The organism is Novosphingobium sp. fls2-241-R2A-195 (genome assembly GCF_030209485.1).
GTDB lineage: Bacteria > Pseudomonadota > Alphaproteobacteria > Sphingomonadales > Sphingomonadaceae > Novosphingobium > Novosphingobium resinovorum.
Genome location: NZ_JARVRY010000019.1, coordinates 1 through 17,133 on the forward strand (window position 1 = coordinate 1; position 17,133 = coordinate 17,133).

14 protein-coding genes are annotated in these 17,133 nt (G+C 63.1%); 4 read left to right on the top strand and 10 right to left on the bottom strand.

The annotated features are described in order from the left end of the window. The first annotated feature begins 231 nt into the window (after positions 1–231). Positions 232–717, top strand: a complete 486-nt coding sequence (locus QRN25_RS14505) for a hypothetical protein (protein WP_285020053.1) — start codon at positions 232–234, stop codon at positions 715–717. Between the two features lie 171 nt (positions 718–888). Then, positions 889–1,389 (top strand): hypothetical protein, encoded by a 501-nt coding sequence (locus QRN25_RS14510; RefSeq protein ID WP_285020055.1) that lies wholly within the window; start codon positions 889–891, stop codon positions 1,387–1,389. A 194-nt stretch (positions 1,390–1,583) separates the two neighbouring features. On the opposite strand, the gene tuf is transcribed toward QRN25_RS14510, so the two are convergent. The 6 genes from tuf to QRN25_RS14540 all read right to left on the bottom strand — a co-directional run bounded on the left by tuf (position 1,584) and on the right by QRN25_RS14540 (position 7,839). Further along, a complete protein-coding gene (tuf, locus tag QRN25_RS14515; RefSeq protein WP_008828240.1) occupies positions 1,584–2,774 on the bottom strand; it encodes an elongation factor Tu in 1,191 nt (396 codons plus the stop codon). Between the two features lie 125 nt (positions 2,775–2,899). Continuing rightward, positions 2,900–4,984: an elongation factor G gene (fusA, locus tag QRN25_RS14520; RefSeq protein ID WP_008828241.1), complete on the bottom strand. Its 2,085-nt coding sequence runs from the start codon at positions 4,982–4,984 to the stop codon at positions 2,900–2,902. Positions 4,985–5,102: 118 nt separating this feature from the next. Further along, positions 5,103–5,573, bottom strand: coding sequence for a 30S ribosomal protein S7 (gene rpsG / locus QRN25_RS14525; RefSeq protein WP_008828242.1), 471 nt, complete (start codon positions 5,571–5,573; stop codon positions 5,103–5,105). Between the two features lie 185 nt (positions 5,574–5,758). Beyond that, positions 5,759–6,130 carry a 30S ribosomal protein S12 gene (gene rpsL / locus QRN25_RS14530; protein ID WP_007011879.1) on the bottom strand — a complete coding sequence of 124 codons (372 nt, stop codon included), beginning with the start codon at positions 6,128–6,130 and terminating at the stop codon, positions 5,759–5,761. 526 nt (positions 6,131–6,656) lie between these two features. Beyond that, entirely contained in the window at positions 6,657–7,349 is a 693-nt protein-coding gene (locus tag QRN25_RS14535) for a DarT1-associated NADAR antitoxin family protein (RefSeq protein ID WP_285020057.1), read from the bottom strand. 1 nt (position 7,350) lies between these two features. Beyond that, on the bottom strand, positions 7,351–7,839 hold the full coding sequence (locus QRN25_RS14540) for a DarT ssDNA thymidine ADP-ribosyltransferase family protein (protein ID WP_285020058.1): 489 nt from the start codon (positions 7,837–7,839) through the stop codon (positions 7,351–7,353). Between the two features lie 430 nt (positions 7,840–8,269). Here QRN25_RS14540 and QRN25_RS14545 point away from each other — a divergent pair, with 430 nt between their 5' ends. Next, on the top strand, positions 8,270–8,875 hold the full coding sequence (locus tag QRN25_RS14545) for a hypothetical protein (protein ID WP_051586954.1): 606 nt from the start codon (positions 8,270–8,272) through the stop codon (positions 8,873–8,875). Positions 8,876–8,881: 6 nt separating this feature from the next. Here QRN25_RS14545 and QRN25_RS14550 read toward each other — a convergent pair whose 3' ends face one another. Together QRN25_RS14550 and QRN25_RS14555 are read right to left on the bottom strand one after the other, a co-directional pair. Then, positions 8,882–9,286 carry a hypothetical protein gene (locus QRN25_RS14550; protein ID WP_285020059.1) on the bottom strand — a complete coding sequence of 135 codons (405 nt, stop codon included), beginning with the start codon at positions 9,284–9,286 and terminating at the stop codon, positions 8,882–8,884. Between the two features lie 77 nt (positions 9,287–9,363). Further along, complete coding sequence (locus tag QRN25_RS14555; protein WP_502910470.1) at positions 9,364–10,743, bottom strand: aromatic ring-hydroxylating oxygenase subunit alpha; 1,380 nt, start codon at positions 10,741–10,743, stop codon at positions 9,364–9,366. 296 nt (positions 10,744–11,039) lie between these two features. Between QRN25_RS14555 and katG the strand changes: the two genes are divergently transcribed. After that, the gene (katG, locus tag QRN25_RS14560) at positions 11,040–13,319 is read left to right on the top strand and encodes a catalase/peroxidase HPI (RefSeq protein ID WP_285020061.1); all 2,280 of its coding nucleotides are present in this window, start codon (positions 11,040–11,042) and stop codon (positions 13,317–13,319) included. Positions 13,320–13,547: 228 nt separating this feature from the next. Here the strand turns inward: katG and QRN25_RS14565 are convergent, their stop codons facing one another. Together QRN25_RS14565 and QRN25_RS14570 are read right to left on the bottom strand one after the other, a co-directional pair. After that, complete coding sequence (locus tag QRN25_RS14565) at positions 13,548–16,007, bottom strand: PhoX family protein (protein WP_285020062.1); 2,460 nt, start codon at positions 16,005–16,007, stop codon at positions 13,548–13,550. Positions 16,008–16,146: 139 nt separating this feature from the next. Next, entirely contained in the window at positions 16,147–16,899 is a 753-nt protein-coding gene (locus QRN25_RS14570; RefSeq protein WP_285020063.1) for a Crp/Fnr family transcriptional regulator, read from the bottom strand. Positions 16,900–17,133 lie beyond the last annotated feature (234 nt).

A 17,133-nucleotide genomic window follows, 5' to 3' on the forward strand; every position in this document is an offset into this window, starting at 1 on the left:
CATCGGACGCAATCTACCCGTCGCCGAAACGAACATCGCATTGTTCACGGCCGACTAGCTATGGCAGACGACAAGCGCACACAAAGACCGACTCCGACCCCCACCCCTCAGCCCCGCCCGGACTATGCCCAGGACAGCACTCGGAAGGATTCGGGGAATTTTGTGTCATTTGACCGCCCAGTGCCTCCGTCGAAGCCAGGCAAGTAATCAAGAGTGATTACGCGAGACGAAATGCTCTTCTCCGCTGAACTTTCAGTGCGGTATCATCGTCGTCGAGCCTCTTTTTTAGACCTTGTTGGCTCATTGGCATCGCTTGTCACAGTGATCGGCGGTGCCGGAGCCTTTCTTACACTTTTAGGCGGCGAAAGCACAACAGTCGCCAAGATCGCCACGCTGGCCTTGACGATAGTTGGCACCATTCAGTTGGTTTTTAAGACCGATACGGCTGCAGCGGCTCATAAGCAGTGGCTTAAGCAATGGTCAAAAATGCTTCACGAAATCCGGACGACCGACAATCCCGGTCCACAACTAATCTCGGAATGGGTGAAAGAGCGATATTCAATTGAAGCGGACTGCGTAACTGAGCTTCGTGCGCTTGAAGTTGACTGCTTCAATCGTGCTATGAAAGCGCTGGACCTAGAGGGCACTGCCATACCGCTTCGATGGTGGCATCGTACGTTTATACAGGTGTGGTCATTTGAAGCTCATTTCTCGTAATGACATCTGAAACGCTCGAACGGTGTTGACTCTTCCGCTTCGGCGAAGATCGAACATTGGTTTGCCAGCCCCAAATTCGCAGCAACCCGCGCGGTTCGTCGCAACCACCCTTCCCTGCGCCCGATCCACTCCCTAGGTTGGCAGTGCGACGCCTAACAGAAGCCGCTGCCAATGCCCTCCACTACCACGACAATTTCCAGCGCGCTCACCGCGCTGGCACTCGCTTGCCTTGCTTCCGCGCCTGCCGCCGCCGCAGGCTCGGCCTACGGCCCCACCGGAAGCGAAGTTCCCATCGACCTTGATGATACGGACGTGCTTACCGCCCATGTCGGCCTGCCCGATCCGAAAGGCGGGCCGATAGACGATGCCTGCCGCGACGCAGCCCGCGCCAGCAATGGCGGCAATGACGGCACCATCGTCGTGTGCTCTCACGGGGGAGACGGCACCAGTGAGCGGGTTCCGACCTCGAAGTCCGTGGACGAAAGCACGCGCAACGGGGCGCTGCACCCGCCGGACCTCTGGAACTTGCCCGGCTGCCTTGGCCCGTGCATCACGATCCCCTTCGGCCGGGTACCAGAACCCGTCTATTACATCGACCTGAAGTCCATCCCCGAAGCGCCCAAGGGCTCGGATGCATGGAAGATCGCACAGGGCGATCTGCGGCAGCCCTGAGCCGTACCGTCTGAACGCCCTCCCCTTCCGTCATTGCGAGCATAGCGAAGCAATCCAGGGCAGTGCTGCACCGCCCTGGATTGCTTCGCTATGCTCGCAATGACGAGACCAAGCATCCCATAAACGCGAAAAGCCCGGCGCCTCTTTCGAGACGCCGGGCCAATCACTTCAGCCGTAGTTGGCCGATCGACGAATTACTTCGTGATCGAGGCAACGACGCCCGAGCCGACGGTGCGGCCGCCTTCGCGGATTGCGAAGCGCAGACCTTCGTCCATGGCGATCGGGGCGATCAGCTTGACCGACAGCGAGACGTTGTCGCCCGGCATGACCATCTCGGTGCCCTCGGGGAGGATCACTTCGCCGGTCACGTCGGTGGTGCGGAAGTAGAACTGCGGACGGTAGTTCGCGAAGAACGGGGTGTGACGGCCGCCTTCGTCCTTCGACAGAACGTAGACTTCTGCCGAGAACTCGGTGTGCGGGGTCACGGTGCCCGGCTTGGCCAGAACCTGGCCGCGCTCGACGTCTTCACGCTTCAGACCGCGAACCAGTGCACCGATGTTGTCGCCGGCTTCACCCTGGTCGAGCAGCTTGCGGAACATTTCGACGCCGGTGACGGTGGTCTTCTGGGTGTTGCGGATGCCGACGACTTCGACTTCCTCACCAACCTTGACGATGCCGGTCTCGACGCGGCCGGTCACAACCGTACCACGGCCCGAGATCGAGAACACGTCTTCGACGGGCATCAGGAAGGGCTTGTCGGTCGGGCGGGGCGGCTGCGGGATGAAGTCGTCGACAGCCTTCATCAGCTCAAGGATCGATTCCTTGCCGATGTTGTCGTCGCGGCCTTCGAGAGCGGCCAGAGCCGAACCCTTGACGACGGGGATGTTGTCGCCGTCGAAGTCGTACGACGAGAGCAGTTCGCGAACTTCGAGTTCGACCAGCTCAAGCAGTTCTTCGTCGTCGACCTGGTCGACCTTGTTCATGTACACGACCAGCTGCGGCACGCCGACCTGGCGGGCGAGCAGGATGTGCTCGCGGGTCTGCGGCATCGGGCCGTCAGCAGCGTTCACGACGAGGATCGCGCCGTCCATCTGGGCGGCACCGGTGATCATGTTCTTGACGTAGTCAGCGTGACCCGGGCAGTCGACGTGCGCGTAGTGGCGGGCGTCGGTCTCGTACTCGACGTGTGCGGTCGAGATGGTGATGCCGCGCTCGCGCTCTTCGGGAGCCTTGTCGATGTTCGCGAAGTCAACGGCGGTGCCGCCGAACGCTTCAGCCATCACCTTGGTGATCGCGGCGGTCAGCGTGGTCTTGCCGTGGTCGACGTGACCGATGGTGCCGATGTTGCAGTGCGGCTTGTTCCGCTCAAATTTAGCCTTGGCCATCTTTCAAACCTTCTTTCGTCTTGATTTCGAATCTGCGGGGTATCGGAGCGGAGCCCGCGGATGCAGGCGCCGCCCCTATAACCAATCCTGCCGTCAGGCAAGAGTATGCTTGATCCCGCCCGCCCTTAGGCGAGCTTCTCCTTGACTTCGGCCGCGACGTTCGCCGGGACTTCGTCATAGTGGGAGAAGATCATCGAGTAGTTCGCGCGGCCCTGGGTGAAGGAGCGCAGCGAGTTCACGTAGCCGAACATGTTCGCGAGCGGCGTGTTCGCCTCCACGACCTGTGCGTTACCACGGCTGTCGGTGCCCTGGATCTGGCCACGACGCGAGTTGAGGTCGCCGATGACGTCGCCCATGAACTCTTCCGGGGTCACGACCTCGACCTTCATGATCGGTTCGAGCAGCTTGATGCCGGCCTTCTGGGCGACTTCACGCATGGCACCGCGACCGGCGATTTCGAACGCCAGGGCGCTCGAGTCGACGTCGTGGTACGAACCGTCGTAGAGGACGATTTCGAAGTCGATGATCGGGAAGCCGACCAGCGAGCCCGAGGCAGCGGTTTCGCGCATGCCCTTTTCGATCGCGGGGATATATTCCTTCGGAATGTTACCACCCTTGATCTCGTCCTTGAAGGTGATACCCGCACCGCGCTCGCCCGGCGTGACCTTGACCTTCACGCGGCCGAACTGACCCGTACCGCCCGACTGCTTCTTGTGGGTGTAGTCCACATCGACAGCCTTGCCGAGGTATTCGCGGTAAGCCACCTGCGGCGCACCGACGTTGGCTTCGACCTTGAACTCGCGGCGCATGCGGTCGACGATGATGTCCAGGTGAAGTTCGCCCATGCCCTTGATGATGGTCTGGCCCGACTCGTGGTCGGTCGAGACGCGGAACGAGGGATCCTCGGCCGAGAGACGGTTGAGCGCGATGCCCATCTTCTCCTGGTCGGCCTTGGTCTTGGGCTCCACCGACAGCTCGATGACCGGCTCGGGGAATTCCATACGTTCGAGAACGATCGGCGCGCGTTCGGCGCAGAGCGTGTCGCCCGTGGTGGTTTCCTTCATGCCGGCAAGAGCAACGATGTCGCCCGCGAAGGCCTCGTCGATGTCCTTACGCTCGTTGGCGTGCATCTCGAGGATGCGGCCGACCTTTTCCTTCTTCTGCTTCACCGAGTTCAGGTACGTGCCCTTCGAGAGCGTACCCGAATAGATGCGAGCGAAGGTGAGCGAGCCCACGAACGGGTCGTTCATGACCTTGAACGCGAGAGCCGAGAACGGCGCGTCGTCGGCCGGCGGGCGGCTGTCAGGCTCGTCGCTGTCCACCTTGACGCCCTGGACGTCTTCGATGTCGAGCGGCGAAGGCAGGTAATCGACGACGGCGTCGAGCAGGGGCTGAACGCCCTTGTTCTTGAACGCCGAACCGCAGACGACCGGCACGAACGCATGGCCCAGCGTACCCTTGCGGATCAGCTTCTTGAGCGTCGCGACGTCGGGCTCGTTGCCTTCGAGATACGCTTCCATCGCCTCGTCGTCCTGCTCGACGGCGAGTTCGATGAGCTTCATGCGGTACTCGGCGGCTTCGTCAGCCAGCTCGGCCGGGATCTCTTCGTAGAAGAATTCGGCACCAAGCGACTCGTCCTTCCAGACGATCGCGCGGTTGTGCACCAAGTCAACGAGACCCTTGAGGTCGGCTTCCAGACCAATAGGAATGTAAAGCACAGCCGGAGTAGCACCAAGACGATCGATGATCGACTGGACGCAATACTTGAAATTCGCGCCGGTACGGTCCAGCTTATTGATGAAGCACATGCGGGGGACGCCGTACTTGTCGGCCTGGCGCCATACGGTTTCCGACTGCGGCTCCACGCCGGCAACGCCGTCGAAGCATGCCACCGCACCGTCGAGCACGCGCAGCGAGCGTTCGACTTCGATGGTGAAGTCGACGTGGCCCGGGGTGTCGATGATGTTGATGCGGTATTCCTGGCCCTCTGCGGTCCAGAAGCAGGTGGTGGCAGCCGAGGTGATCGTGATGCCGCGTTCCTGCTCCTGCTCCATCCAGTCCATGGTCGCAGCGCCGTCGTGGACTTCGCCGATCTTGTAGGACTTGCCGGTGTAGTAGAGGATGCGCTCGGTCGTCGTGGTCTTGCCAGCGTCGATGTGCGCCATGATACCGATGTTACGGTACATATTCAGCGGATGGCTGCGTGCCATGGGAGAATCCTTGAGCGAGGGTTTCGGGAGCGAGAGCGGCCTTCAGATAGACCCTCGCCCCCTGAAATAAAAGTGTGACGCCCGAATGACCAACTCATCCGGGCGCACACTCAGCACATTACCAGCGGTAGTGCGAGAAGGCGCGGTTCGCGTCCGCCATGCGGTGCGTGTCTTCGCGCTTCTTGACCGCGTTGCCGCGGTTGTTCGAGGCGTCCAGCAGCTCGCCCGAGAGGCGTGCCGACATGGTGGTCTCGGGACGGTTGCGCGCGGCGGTGATCAGCCAGCGGATGGCGAGAGCCTGCGCACGCTCGGGACGAACCTCGACGGGGACCTGGTAGGTCGCACCACCGACGCGGCGCGAACGCACTTCGATCTGCGGCGCGACGTTGTTGAGGGCGTCGTGGAACAGCTGGATCGGGTCCGACTTGGCGCGGGTTTCCATGGTTTCCATGGCACCGTAGACGATCGCTTCGGCGACCGACTTCTTGCCGTCGTACATGAGGTTGTTCATGAACTTGGACAGGATGAGATCCCCGAACTTGGGATCAGGCAGGATTTCCCGCTTCTCGGGACGACGACGACGTGACATTTTTTAAACTCCAAATGGTCCGGAGCGTAGCGGAGGTCTTCAGCCGTCATCCCGGACTTGATCCGGGACCGCTGGCCTCACTGGGCGCTCGGTAAGTGTTAGTACTTCAAGGCCGCTTCTAGGCTGCCAGCGGTCCCAGCCTGCGCTGGGATGACGGGTGCCCCGCCGCGAGCCTTGTGAGTGGCTTACTTCGGACGCTTGGCGCCGTACTTCGAGCGGCTCTGCTTGCGATCCTTGACGCCCTGGGTGTCGAGCACGCCGCGCAGGATGTGGTAGCGAACGCCGGGAAGATCGCGGACACGGCCGCCGCGGATGAGCACGACCGAGTGCTCCTGCAGGTTGTGGCCTTCACCCGGGATGTACGAGATGACTTCGCGGCTGTTGGTCAGACGCACCTTGGCGACCTTGCGAAGTGCCGAGTTCGGCTTCTTCGGGGTGGTCGTGTAGACGCGGGTGCAGACGCCGCGCTTCTGCGGGTTCTGCTCCATCGCAGGAACCTTGGACTTGGCCTTCTGCGGTTCGCGGCCCTTGCGGACCAGCTGGTTGATAGTGGGCATCTATACTCTTCTTTCAAATGGGAGTGCGATGGATCGACACCGAAACCATCGGTATCGACCCGTCGCACCCCGGTGGTCACCGGGCCGGGAGGGCTGCATCTGGCGATGACGGGAGAAGAGTAGACGATCACGCGATGCAGGAAGGAAACCGCGAGGCCGTCATCCCAGCGCCAAGAAAACTTGGAGGACTGGGACCGCCATCGGTTTGCCCTGCCCCCTCGTTCAAACGAGGAAGGCCGCACCCGTGAGCCGAAAAACACTCCACCCGGCCGCCGATGAGCGCTGCCGGATTACTTTGCCGCCCGCCCGAGGGATGCGCCCTCACCCGATTCGGATGAAGGAAGCGATCCGTGTTTCCCCACCCTGCCGAGGCCCGAAAGCCACGGAAAAGCTGCGAGAAACGCGCCGGAACGGCAATGTTCAGCTCTGTATATCCACCGCGAGCAAGCCCGCGAGGGATGCGCGCCTTTAGGGGATTGGGGGGATGGGGTCAAGGCACTCATGTAGAGCCACCCACTTCGATTACTCAAATCAAATAGCGGATTTGCGAAGGATTATGAGGATCAGGCACCCGTCCAGCATATAGAGAAAGAAAATTGGCCTTACTTTCTAATGCAAACCCTAATCTATCATTGTGATAAAGAGCACAAAACAAAGCCACTGACCTCGCCTGGCAATTTATTGAGCGCTCTGGATTAAATTCAATGTCAGTAAAACCATCATGATCAGTCACCGCGGAAGCGACGTCAGGATTTTTTAATAGAGCATTTATATACAACCAATCATAGAAGGCAGTCTTAGGCTCTAAATCCCAATCCACATTGAAGAATTTGAACTTCAAAAGCGGCCCACTGGAAGTCAGCCTTTCATCCCTCTTTGCATCCTTCGGAGACTTACCAAATATATCAATGTAAGGCCCTCCATCGGAAAACACCTTACTACCTTGAAATGCAGCCTCAACCGTAAGCCGTCTACCTTTTGCAGTAGTGAATTTCAGATTAAATGACGATAAAGATACACCAAGAGGCGACTCCGACTTAGATGATACCTCTAGCGGGTTTTTGACACCATATTCCCGGAGAGCAACTTCATGAAGATCACGAATACTCTTCTGCTTTTGAGATTTCGCAAAACCAGAGTGCCAAACGAAATCGACATAGCGCTCCAATACGTAACGCTTTCCATCCAAAATCGGAACAAATATGGGACGCTTTGCCATATTATATCTTAAAATAATCCAATGTGACTCGATCAGGTATTAAGATTTCACTCTTCTTTGCAAGAAGAAGTCTTTCTTTTATTTTACCATCTTTCCAGTCAGTTCTTGTATAAATGACCTCCAGATCAACCTGCTCGATCATATCCTCTGCGGGACCATACTCCGCATCCGCCTTATTGGACACATCTTTGGCTATAAGCGCCCCGGGGATGCGCAAAATCGAAGGGTCGATCCGTAAAAATTTCGATTCGCCAATACGCCCGTCTTTTTTCGCGACATACTCCATTGGATGTGACGAAAAAAAGCAAAGATGGACGAATTTATCCATCCCTTTCGCCTTATCCGCATCCAAGCTCCACTGATTACCGCCAGTAACAGGGCTTATCCCCATAGATCTAATTTCACGCATCGAGAGAATTCCATGCTCTTCGATACTTTTTAAATTTTTAACATCGGTAAAAGTGGTAAAATTTCCAGCGATGCTTTTCACAAATATTAATAAACTGCTCAACTTTGGACATGCTGCCTCCAAGTCCATCGAGACATTAAATAACTATGGTCTTTGAGAGCAGATTGGACTGAAATTTCGGAGTTCGGCAACCCCTTTCCGGGCCTCCAAAAACCATTTTCCTACACACCCCGGCCCGCGATACATAGGTCCGCCATGAGGGGCATCCACTCCAACACCCCATGGAGTTCCACGCCTTATGACGGACCGATCCTCCACGCCCCCGGCACATCCCGAGCGCCGGCGCGGCGGCAAATCCTTTGCGGCTTCGCGGCTTCGCGTGAAACCTTCTGACGATACCGCGTCCGGCGGTGACGTTCGGCGATCTCGCGCGTGCCCCTCCACCACCGACTGCGTCGGCGGTCCCCCTCCCCGAGACAAGCTCGGGGAGGAACGGGTGGGGTGCCGCTCGGTGCGGCCTTCGCGGCGCACTTCGGCCATGGCGTTCTTCGAGGACTTGCCCGAGGCGGACGACCCGCTGCTCGGCTTCGCGCCCTATCTGCACAGCCGTCCGCGCCGCAACTCGATCACGCCCGACCGGCAGCGCATGTTCATCGCCGCGCTCGCCGCCAGCGGGATCGTCACGCAGGCGGCCCGCGCGATCGGGGCGAGCCTCGAGGCGCTCTACAAGCTGCGGCTGATGAAGGGCGCCGAAGGGTTCTCGGCCGCGTGGGACAAGGCGGTCGACCGGGGCATGCTGCGGCTGCAGGACTGCGCGCTCGAACGCGCGATCCTGGGCGAGGAACGCCCGGTGGCGAGCCAGGGCAAGGTGGTCGCCACGTATACCCGCCACGACACCGCGCTCATGCTGTTCCTGCTGCGCCAGCGCATGCCGGAGCGCTACGCCGCGCCGCCTACGCAGGACGCGCGGCCGGGCTCGCCGCTCTACGAGCGGGTGCGGCGCGACATCGAGGCGCAGATGCCCACCGTGGCTGAGACGCGCGCGGTGATCGACGCCAAGCTGGAGCAGCTGCGCCGTACCATCGAGGCACGGCGCACGCGGGAAGAGGACGGCTGAGCCGCCTCAGCGGCGGCCGCGGCCCGGTCGGCGGCCGTCGCCGCGCCCGCCGCCATCATGATCGCCGCCGCCGCGCCACATCGGCATCTTCATGCCCTGCTGCGGGCGCATCTCGCCCCGGAACGGCTGGTAGTTGTGCTGGCCCTGCGGGCGCGCGCGCATGATGTGGTTGCGGTCGCCCCGGCGGTAGCGGTGGTCGCGGTCGTTGTTGCGGTAGTAGAAGTAGTCGTCGCTGCCCCAGTAGCCGTCGTGGATCGGGCCGTAGTACCCGTCGTAATAGCCGTCATAGGCATAAGGCGTGCCCCAGCCGACCGAGCTGTAGCCATAGCCGCCGCCATAGCCGTCCGTGGCGCAGGCGCTGAGCGCCACGGTGGAACCGGCAAGGGCCAGGGCGAGGATCTTCGTGTTCATGGACGAGCCTTTCGAGGAGGCGCGTCAAAAATGGACGGCGCGCCCGTTAACCCTCGTAAAACTCCCGAGTATGCAGCTCAGTTCCGGGGCCAGACGTCCAGCTTGGTCGGAGCCCCTCGCCCGCCCATGAAGTTCGCCAGATTGCGGTGGAGGTTGATGACCTTCTGCTCCTGGTGCGGGTTGGGCAAGGGTCCGCGAAAGCCGCTGGACTTCATGCCCTTCTGCACGAACTGCATGTTGGAGAAGTCCTGCGCCAGCACCGATCCCCAGTTCTCGCCGATGGGGTCGGCATAGGTCCACTCGGTCTGCGGCGCCTCGCCATCGGGGAAGCGTTCGAGGGCGTAGCTTTCGAACACGCACTTGTCCGGATCGTCCTTGTAGGGGCGCACGCGGTAGCACAGCGCGAAGGTCTCGCCGTGGAGGATGTTCTGGTTGGGGAACAGGCCCCAGGCGAGGCCGCCTTCCTTCTTGATCTCGGGCGGAACCTCGGGCCAGATCACCCCGCGCGCGGCGTCGTCGGCCTTGGCGGATTTCAGCCAGTGGGCGATGCATTCCTGCGGGGTGGCGTCCTCCGGAAGCTCGATCTGGAGGCGAGCGGCGGCGTTCACCAGCGTCTCGGTGGAGGCGGAATAGTTCACCGTCTCGTAGTTCTCGCGGATCAGCTCGTAGGTGGAAACGCGCGGATCGTCGCCCTTGCCGGCGCGGGTGGTGCCGGCGCTCTCGCTCATCTCGAACTTGGCATCGCGCGTGTCGTAGCTGGAGACCGAGTGCAGCCCGTACTGGCGGCTCAGCGCGTAGTAATCGCCATAGGCCAGCAGCTGCGTATGCGTGCCCGCGACGTGATAGGGTTCAAGGAACGCCTCGATCGCGGTCTTCCAGTTGCAGTCGTAGATCGCCCACTGGCGCCACTTGTAGTGCATCTTCTCCAGCTGGAAGTGCGAGAGGATTTCCCCCGCGCGGCCCATCCACTCCTGCAGCGGCACGGCGTCGGGGTCCATCGTGATGTAGATGTAGCCGCCCCAGGTATCGACCTGGACTTCGGACAGGCAGGTCATCTCTGCCGTCAGCTTGTTCTGCCAGTCCTGCGGATCGAGGATGTAGGTGTTCTGCCCCTCCAGATCGAAGGTCCAGCCATGGAAGCCGCAGATGAAGTTGCGCCGGTTCGAGCCCCGGACATCATGGACCTTTCCCGGCAGCATGTCCGGCACCGAGACGAGCTGGCGTCCCCGGTGCGGGCAGACGTTGTGGAAGGCTTTGAGCGAACCGTCGTCCTTGCGCAGCACGATCACGGATTCGTCGGCGACGTCGTAAGTCAGCCAGTCGCCGGGGTTCGGCAGGTCGCTCTCGCGCTCGACCATCTGCCAGACCTTGGGCCACAGCAGCGTCTTCTCCGCCGCGAGGTAGTCCTTCGAGAGAAACGCCTCGGTCGGATAAGTGGCGAGCACTTCGGCGTCCATGTCCGCTGCGGTCAGACGGCTGGGCTCGTAGGCCTCCGGTTCGGTCACGCGGTCTCTCCCATGCGCGCTATTCAACAGGATTGTCTATTAGGCCAGCTCGCCTCGCGTTTCCAGAGCCGCCCGCGCGCAACGCCCCGGCGATGGAGCGGCAACAAATCGCGCAGCTCGCTTAACCTTTCGATTTTGATCGCCCTGCCCGATCACTCTCATCGACGAAGCGCACTAACGATCCCGTCCCTCGGGGCGTACCCTCTGGCCGCCCTTGCAAGGGCCAAAGCAACAGGAGGAGAGAGGCCATGAACACCCCTGGAAACCGCATGCTCGCGCTGATGTTCGGCGCCGCGTGCTGCGCGCTCGCAGCGCCCGCGTCGGCCGCCGAACAGGCCAAGCCGAACAAGGCCGCGACCGAGGCGGAGACGGTCACCGAACAGCCCGCCCCTCCCGCCGGCACCAAGCCCGGCGGCATGTCCAACAAGGACTGGTGGCCCAGCACCCTCGACCTCGCCGCGCTGCGCCAGCACGAGGCGCAGTCCAACCCCTACGGCGCCGATTACGACTATGCGAAGGAGTTCGCCACGCTCGACCTCGACGCGGTCAAGGCGGACATCCGCAAGGTGCTGACCACCTCGCAATCGTGGTGGCCCGCCGACTACGGACACTACGGCCCGTTCTTCATCCGCATGGCCTGGCACAGCGCGGGCACTTACCGCGTCGGCGACGGGCGCGGCGGTTCGGACGGCGGCGAACAACGCTTCGAGCCGCTGAATTCGTGGCCCGACAACGTCAGTCTCGACAAGGCCCGCCGCCTCGTCTGGCCGATCAAGCAGAAGTACGGCCGCAAGCTGTCATGGGGCGACCTCATGGTGCTGACCGGCAATGTCGCGCTGGAGGACATGGGCTTCAAGACCATCGGCTTCGCGGGCGGCCGCATCGACGCATGGCAGCCGGACCTTGTGTTCTGGGGGCCGGAAACCAAGATGATGACCGACAAGCGCCGCGACGCGAAGGGCAACCTCAAGGGTCCGCTCGCCGCGACGCAGATGGGCCTCATCTACGTCAACCCGGAAGGCCCGAACGGCAACCACGATCCGATCTCCGCCGCCGCCGACATCCGCCGCGCCTTCGGCAACATGGCGATGAACGACGAGGAGACGCTGGCGCTGATCGCGGGCGGCCACACCTTCGGCAAGGCGCACGGCGCGCATGATCCGGGCAAGTGCATGGGCGCCGATCCCTCCTCCGCCGGGACCGAGAAGCAGGGCCTGGGCTGGGAGAACACGTGCGGCAAGGGTAATGCCGAAGATGCCATCACCAGCGGCCTGGAAGGGGCATGGTCGGCGAACCCGATCAAGTTCACCTCGCAGTACCTCGACAACCTGCTCGGCATGGAGTGGGTGAAGACCAAGAGCCCGGCGGGCGCGACGCAGTGGATTCCCACCGACCCGGCGGCCGCCAACATGGTCCCCGACGCGCACATCAAGGGCAAGACCCACGCGCCGATCATGTTCACCACCGACATCGCGATCAAGCAGGACCCCGAATTCCTCAAGATCGCGCAGCGCTGGCACGAGAACCCCGAGGAATTCGCGCAGGCCTTCGCCCGCGCGTGGTTCAAGCTGACCCACCGCGACCTTGGCCCGCAGGCGCGCTATCTGGGCAAGGACGTTCCGAACCAGACGTTCTCGTGGCAGGACCCGCTGCCGCAGGCGAGTTTCGCACCCCTGGGCGAGGCGGACCAGAGCGCGCTGAAAGCCAAGGTGCTCGCCTCCGGCCTGACGACGCCCGAACTGGTGCGCACGGCATGGGCTTCGGCCTCGACCTTCCGGGGCACCGACATGCGCGGCGGCGCCAATGGCGGGCGGCTGCGGCTGGACCCGCAGCGCGGCTGGTCGGTGAACGATCCGGCGGAACTGGCCAAGGTGCTGGCGAAACTGACGGCGGTGCAGGCCGACTTCGCGAAGTCCGGAAAAGCGGTGTCGATGGCCGACCTCATCGTGCTGGCGGGCAATGCCGGTGTCGAACAGGCGGCGAGCAAGGCGGGGTATCCGGTAACGGTGCCCTTCACGCCGGGCCGCGTCGATGCGGCGCAGGACCAGACCGACGTGGCCTCCTTCGCGTACCTCGAACCCAAGGCCGACGGTTTCCGCAACTTCTACACGGCCGACTACCGGCTCGACCCGGCCGCCGCGCTGGTCGACAAGGCCGACGCGCTGAACCTGACGGTGCCGGAGATGACGGTGCTGGTGGGCGGCATGCGCGCGCTGGGCGCCAATGCGGGCAAGTCGAGCGCGGGGGTCTTCACCGCGACGCCGGGCAGTCTCGACAATGCCTTCTTCGTCAATCTGCTGTCGATGGACACGGTCTGGTCGAAGAGCGCGGCGCCGGGGCTCTATGACGGCAAGGACCGCAAGACCGGCAAGCTGCGCTGGACCGCGAGCCCGGTGGATCTGGCGTTCGGGTCGAACTCCGAACTGCGCGCGGTGTCGGAGGTCTACGCCTCGGACGATGCGAAGCAGAAGTTCGTGGACGACTTCGTGGCGGCGTGGGCGAAAGTGATGAACGCCGACCGGTTCTGACCCTAAATCCTCCCTGTCGCGAAGCGATGGGGAGGTGGCAGTCGCGCCGCGACTGACGGAGGGGGAACCCGCGCGCCTTCGCCCCCTCCACCACCGCTTCGCGGCGGTCCCCCTCCCCATTGCTGCGCAACGGGGAGGATTCCGCACAAACGCCAAGGGAGGAGGCGCCCATCGGCGCCCCCTCCCCTGCATTCTCCCTCAGGGCATTCTCCCCGAGGGCAGCTTCGATCAGAGACCGATCACGCCACCGTCGTTCTTGGTGATCGCGATCAGCGCCGAACGCGGACGCACGCTGGCGGCCGGCGTGCTGCCGTCCTGCGAGTACGGCCAGTGGCTGGTCGGCGCCGAGTAGGAGCCGCCCTCGCCAGGGTGCTGGATGCCCACGAACAGGGTGCGGCCGTCCGGCGTCTGGTCGATGCCGGTGATCTCGCACTCGACCGGGCCGACGAGGAAGCGGCGCAGGTTGGCCGCGGTCGCCTTGGCGCCGACAAAGGTGTTCTGCGTGTTGCCCGCGTTGTTCACCGTGTAGGCGCCGCCGTCACCGACGTGACCGGGGATCGCGGCGAGCAGCATGCAGTTGGTGCGGTCGGTCAGCGCGCCGTCGTCGGTCTCGATCCACATCAGCGGATTGATCTGGCCCGAGGGGTTGGTCGAACGCGAGAAGTACGCGCCGTCCGGGCTCGAGAAATCGTTCGCGGTGGTGAGGCCCGAGATGTTGACGTTGGTGGGGTCAGCATCGGTGGAGTCGGCACCGAAGAGGTAGATGTCCCACTTGAACGTCGTGGCGCTGGTGGTGTCGCCGTCTTCGCGCAGACGCACGATGTGGCCGTTCGGGTTGCCGGTCTGTGCCGAGTTCGACGGACCCTTGGGGTCGTTGTACGAGCGCGGGTTGGCAGCGTTGGTGCCGGTGACCGGGCGGAACGAATTGTTCGAGTTGGTCAGCGTCAGGTAGATTTCACCGGTGACCGGGTTGCCCACGGTCCATTCCGGGCGGTCCATCGGCGTCGCGCCTACCGCGTCGGCGGCGAAGCGGGTGTTGACGCAGATGTCGGCCTGGCTGGTGAAGGTGTACTCGGGGTAGGTGCCGCTTGCCGGACGCTTCGGGAAGGTCGGGCTGTAGACCAGCGGCAGCCAGGTGCCGGTGCCGTCCGCGTTGAAGCGGGCGACGTAGAGCGTACCGGCGTCGAGGTACTTGTCACCCACCGCAAGGCGGTCGGTGGCGTCGGCATCGGCAGCGGCCCAGGTCTCGTTCGAGACGAACTTGTAGAGGTATTCGCCGCGCGAATCGTCGCCCATGTAGGCGCCCAGCTTCTGCCCGGCGGCGATACGCACGAAAGCGCCTTCGTGGCCGAAGCGGCCCAGCGCGGTGCGCTTGCGCGGGGTCGAGGTGGGGTTGTACGGGTCGATCTCGACCACCCAGCCGTACTGGTTCGGCTCGTAGCGGAAGTCGTCGGTTGCGGCGGCCCCGGTGATCGTCGCGTTCCAGCGGGTGAAGCGCGTGTCGGTGCTCGACGCGGTCGACCAGCTGTAGTTGCCCGAGCGGCTGGTGATGCCGTTGCGCCGCAGCGAGGCCAGTTCGGCCGGGGTGCGCTTGGCGTCGTCAGCCGCATCGCGGCGGAAATAGCCCGCGTAGTTCTCTTCGCAGGTGAGGTTGGTGTTCCAGCCGGTAACGCCGTTGGCGCAGTTGTTGATAGTGCCGCGACCGGCGGTGCCATCCTTCGAGTAGGCGGTGACGAGGAACGCCGAACCCGCCGCCGGGCCGTGGAACGACATCGGCGTGTTGGGGGTGATGCGGCGGTTGAAGGTGCTGTCCTGCTTGTAGGTCCACTTGCGGTTGCCGCCATCGACATACTCGACGACCGAGACGCCGTGGCACTCGATCTCCTTGAGCGCTTCGGCCAGCGGGCGCGGCGCGGCGCTGGGACCGGCCGGGTGGAGGTAGGTTTCGGTGATGTTCTCGTGGTTCTGGACCATCAGGCCGCGCGTCGAGCTGTTGCGGTCGGGCGCGCCTGCGGCCGAGAGGCCGAAGTAGTGCAGCGCGTCGTGGTGGTCGCCGATGCGCTTGTCGAAGTCGGCGTCGCTGCCGTCGTTGGCATAAGCCGAGACACCGGCGGCGATCGGGTCGCCGAGGCGGGTCATGATCGTGACCGAGTAGCCTTCCGGAACCATCGCGACGTCGCTCAGCGAGTGGGCGACGGCGGTGAAGCCGAGCACCGCGGGCGAGACGCGCACGGTGGTGGTCGCGGTCACGGCGTCGCCGATCAGCGGCTTGGCGCTGAACTGGAAGACGAGATCGGTGGCGGCCGCAACGGCAGGCGCGATGAAGGTCACGGTCGCGCCGCTGCCCATCAGCGCGACTTCGGGTCCGGTGCGCTGGTTCCAGCCCGCATCCTGGCCGTTGCCGGAGACGGTGCCGGTCAGCGTGACGACGCGGCCCGCGCTGGTGGCGACGCTGCTGCCCGCCGAGACGGAAACGGCGCCGCCGATGCTGCCGCCTTCGCCGTCGTCACCGCAAGCGGCGAGAAGGCTGGTGCCCATGAAGGCCATCGTGGTGGCACCGGCGCCGCGGAACATCGCCGAGCGGCGCGAATAGCGCTCCGCCGCCATGCTCTCCAGCGAGCGCTGCGTGGATTCATTGGTATCGACGTCACCGTCCGTATAGGCGGTGACCGGATTCATCTCGGTCATGGATATTGCCCCCTTATTGGTCGCGAGGGCGAGTGCTAGGGGCCATTCATGACGTGAAAGTGCCAGTTCGATGGCATATCGATGGCGTTATCCTGACCGTATTGCGACGATGACCCGAAACGGCCCGTCGCGACGGGGTTCAACCCTCCTTGGGATAGACGTCCCCGAGCACGCGGCGGAAATGCGCCTCGACCTGGTCGTTGCAGGCACAGGCGCGGTTCTTCAGCCCCTCGCGGTCGAGCACCTCGATGCCGCCGCGACGGGTGCGCACCATGCCGTCGCGCTTGAAACGCTGCAGCACCCGGCTGGCGTAGCTGCGGCCGATGCCCATCATCGAGGCGAGCTGCTCCTGCGTCATCGTCACGTCGTTGCGCCCGATCCGGTCGACTGCCGCCGAGAGCCACTTCGCCGCGCGCTGCTCGATCGTGTGGACGGCATTGCAGGCGATCGACTGGAACACCTGCGCCATCACGCAATCGGCATAGCGCGCGAAAAGATGCGCGATCGCGGGCGAGCGCTCCTTGGCTGCCTCGATATCGCGCGAGGCGATGCGCAGGAACACCCCGTCGTGCAGCACGTTGGCCCGCGCATAGGCCGGGAGCGAACCGTGGCTGACGATCCCGCCCAGCGCCCCTTCGCGGCCCACGAGGATGGTTTCGACCGCCGTGCCGTCCTCCATCTCGACGAAGTAGGAACACATCGCGCCCCCGGTCGGAAAATAGCAGTAATCGACGCTGTCGCCGGGCTGGTAGATGATTTCGCCCGACTTCAACCGGCACTCGCCCAGCTTCGATTCGATCAGCAAGAGGTCGTCCTGCCGCAGCGCCGTGAGCAGGTCGCTGCCGGCGATCGCGGCGGCGGAAACCGGGCTTGTCTGCGGGATCGTGCTCATTTTTGCTCCTTGGGCGGCTCGGCGTGACGCATCGGCGTGACGACCGGAAGGGCCGACGCAAAGTGTCGCGATCCTGCGCCGTCCGGAAACGACAACCCGGCCAAGGCACTACGGTTCCAAGATGCGGTCATAAGTGAACAGACCGGAGGTTTCCGACATGGTATGTGTTACTCAGGAACATTCACCGGGATCATGTGTTCCCGGTCCCAGGCGCGCTTTGTCGGCTCGCTTGCA

What these genes read in the sequence shown, in the direction of transcription:
- QRN25_RS14535 (WP_285020057.1), bottom strand. Translation starts at nt 7,349, where the DNA reads ATGGCAAAGCGTCCCATATTTGTTCCGATTTTGGATGGAAAGCGTTAC.
- katG (WP_285020061.1), top strand. Translation starts at nt 11,040, where the DNA reads ATGAACACCCCTGGAAACCGCATGCTCGCGCTGATGTTCGGCGCCGCG.
- fusA (WP_008828241.1), bottom strand. Translation starts at nt 4,984, where the DNA reads ATGGCACGCAGCCATCCGCTGAATATGTACCGTAACATCGGTATCATG.
- tuf (WP_008828240.1), bottom strand. Translation starts at nt 2,774, where the DNA reads ATGGCCAAGGCTAAATTTGAGCGGAACAAGCCGCACTGCAACATCGGC.
- QRN25_RS14570 (WP_285020063.1), bottom strand. Translation starts at nt 16,899, where the DNA reads ATGAGCACGATCCCGCAGACAAGCCCGGTTTCCGCCGCCGCGATCGCC.
- rpsL (WP_007011879.1), bottom strand. Translation starts at nt 6,130, where the DNA reads ATGCCCACTATCAACCAGCTGGTCCGCAAGGGCCGCGAACCGCAGAAG.
- QRN25_RS14505 (WP_285020053.1), top strand. Translation starts at nt 232, where the DNA reads ATGCTCTTCTCCGCTGAACTTTCAGTGCGGTATCATCGTCGTCGAGCC.
- QRN25_RS14510 (WP_285020055.1), top strand. Translation starts at nt 889, where the DNA reads ATGCCCTCCACTACCACGACAATTTCCAGCGCGCTCACCGCGCTGGCA.
- QRN25_RS14565 (WP_285020062.1), bottom strand. Translation starts at nt 16,007, where the DNA reads ATGACCGAGATGAATCCGGTCACCGCCTATACGGACGGTGACGTCGAT.
- QRN25_RS14555 (WP_502910470.1), bottom strand. Translation starts at nt 10,743, where the DNA reads ATGGACGCCGAAGTGCTCGCCACTTATCCGACCGAGGCGTTTCTCTCG.
- rpsG (WP_008828242.1), bottom strand. Translation starts at nt 5,573, where the DNA reads ATGTCACGTCGTCGTCGTCCCGAGAAGCGGGAAATCCTGCCTGATCCC.
- QRN25_RS14550 (WP_285020059.1), bottom strand. Translation starts at nt 9,286, where the DNA reads ATGAACACGAAGATCCTCGCCCTGGCCCTTGCCGGTTCCACCGTGGCG.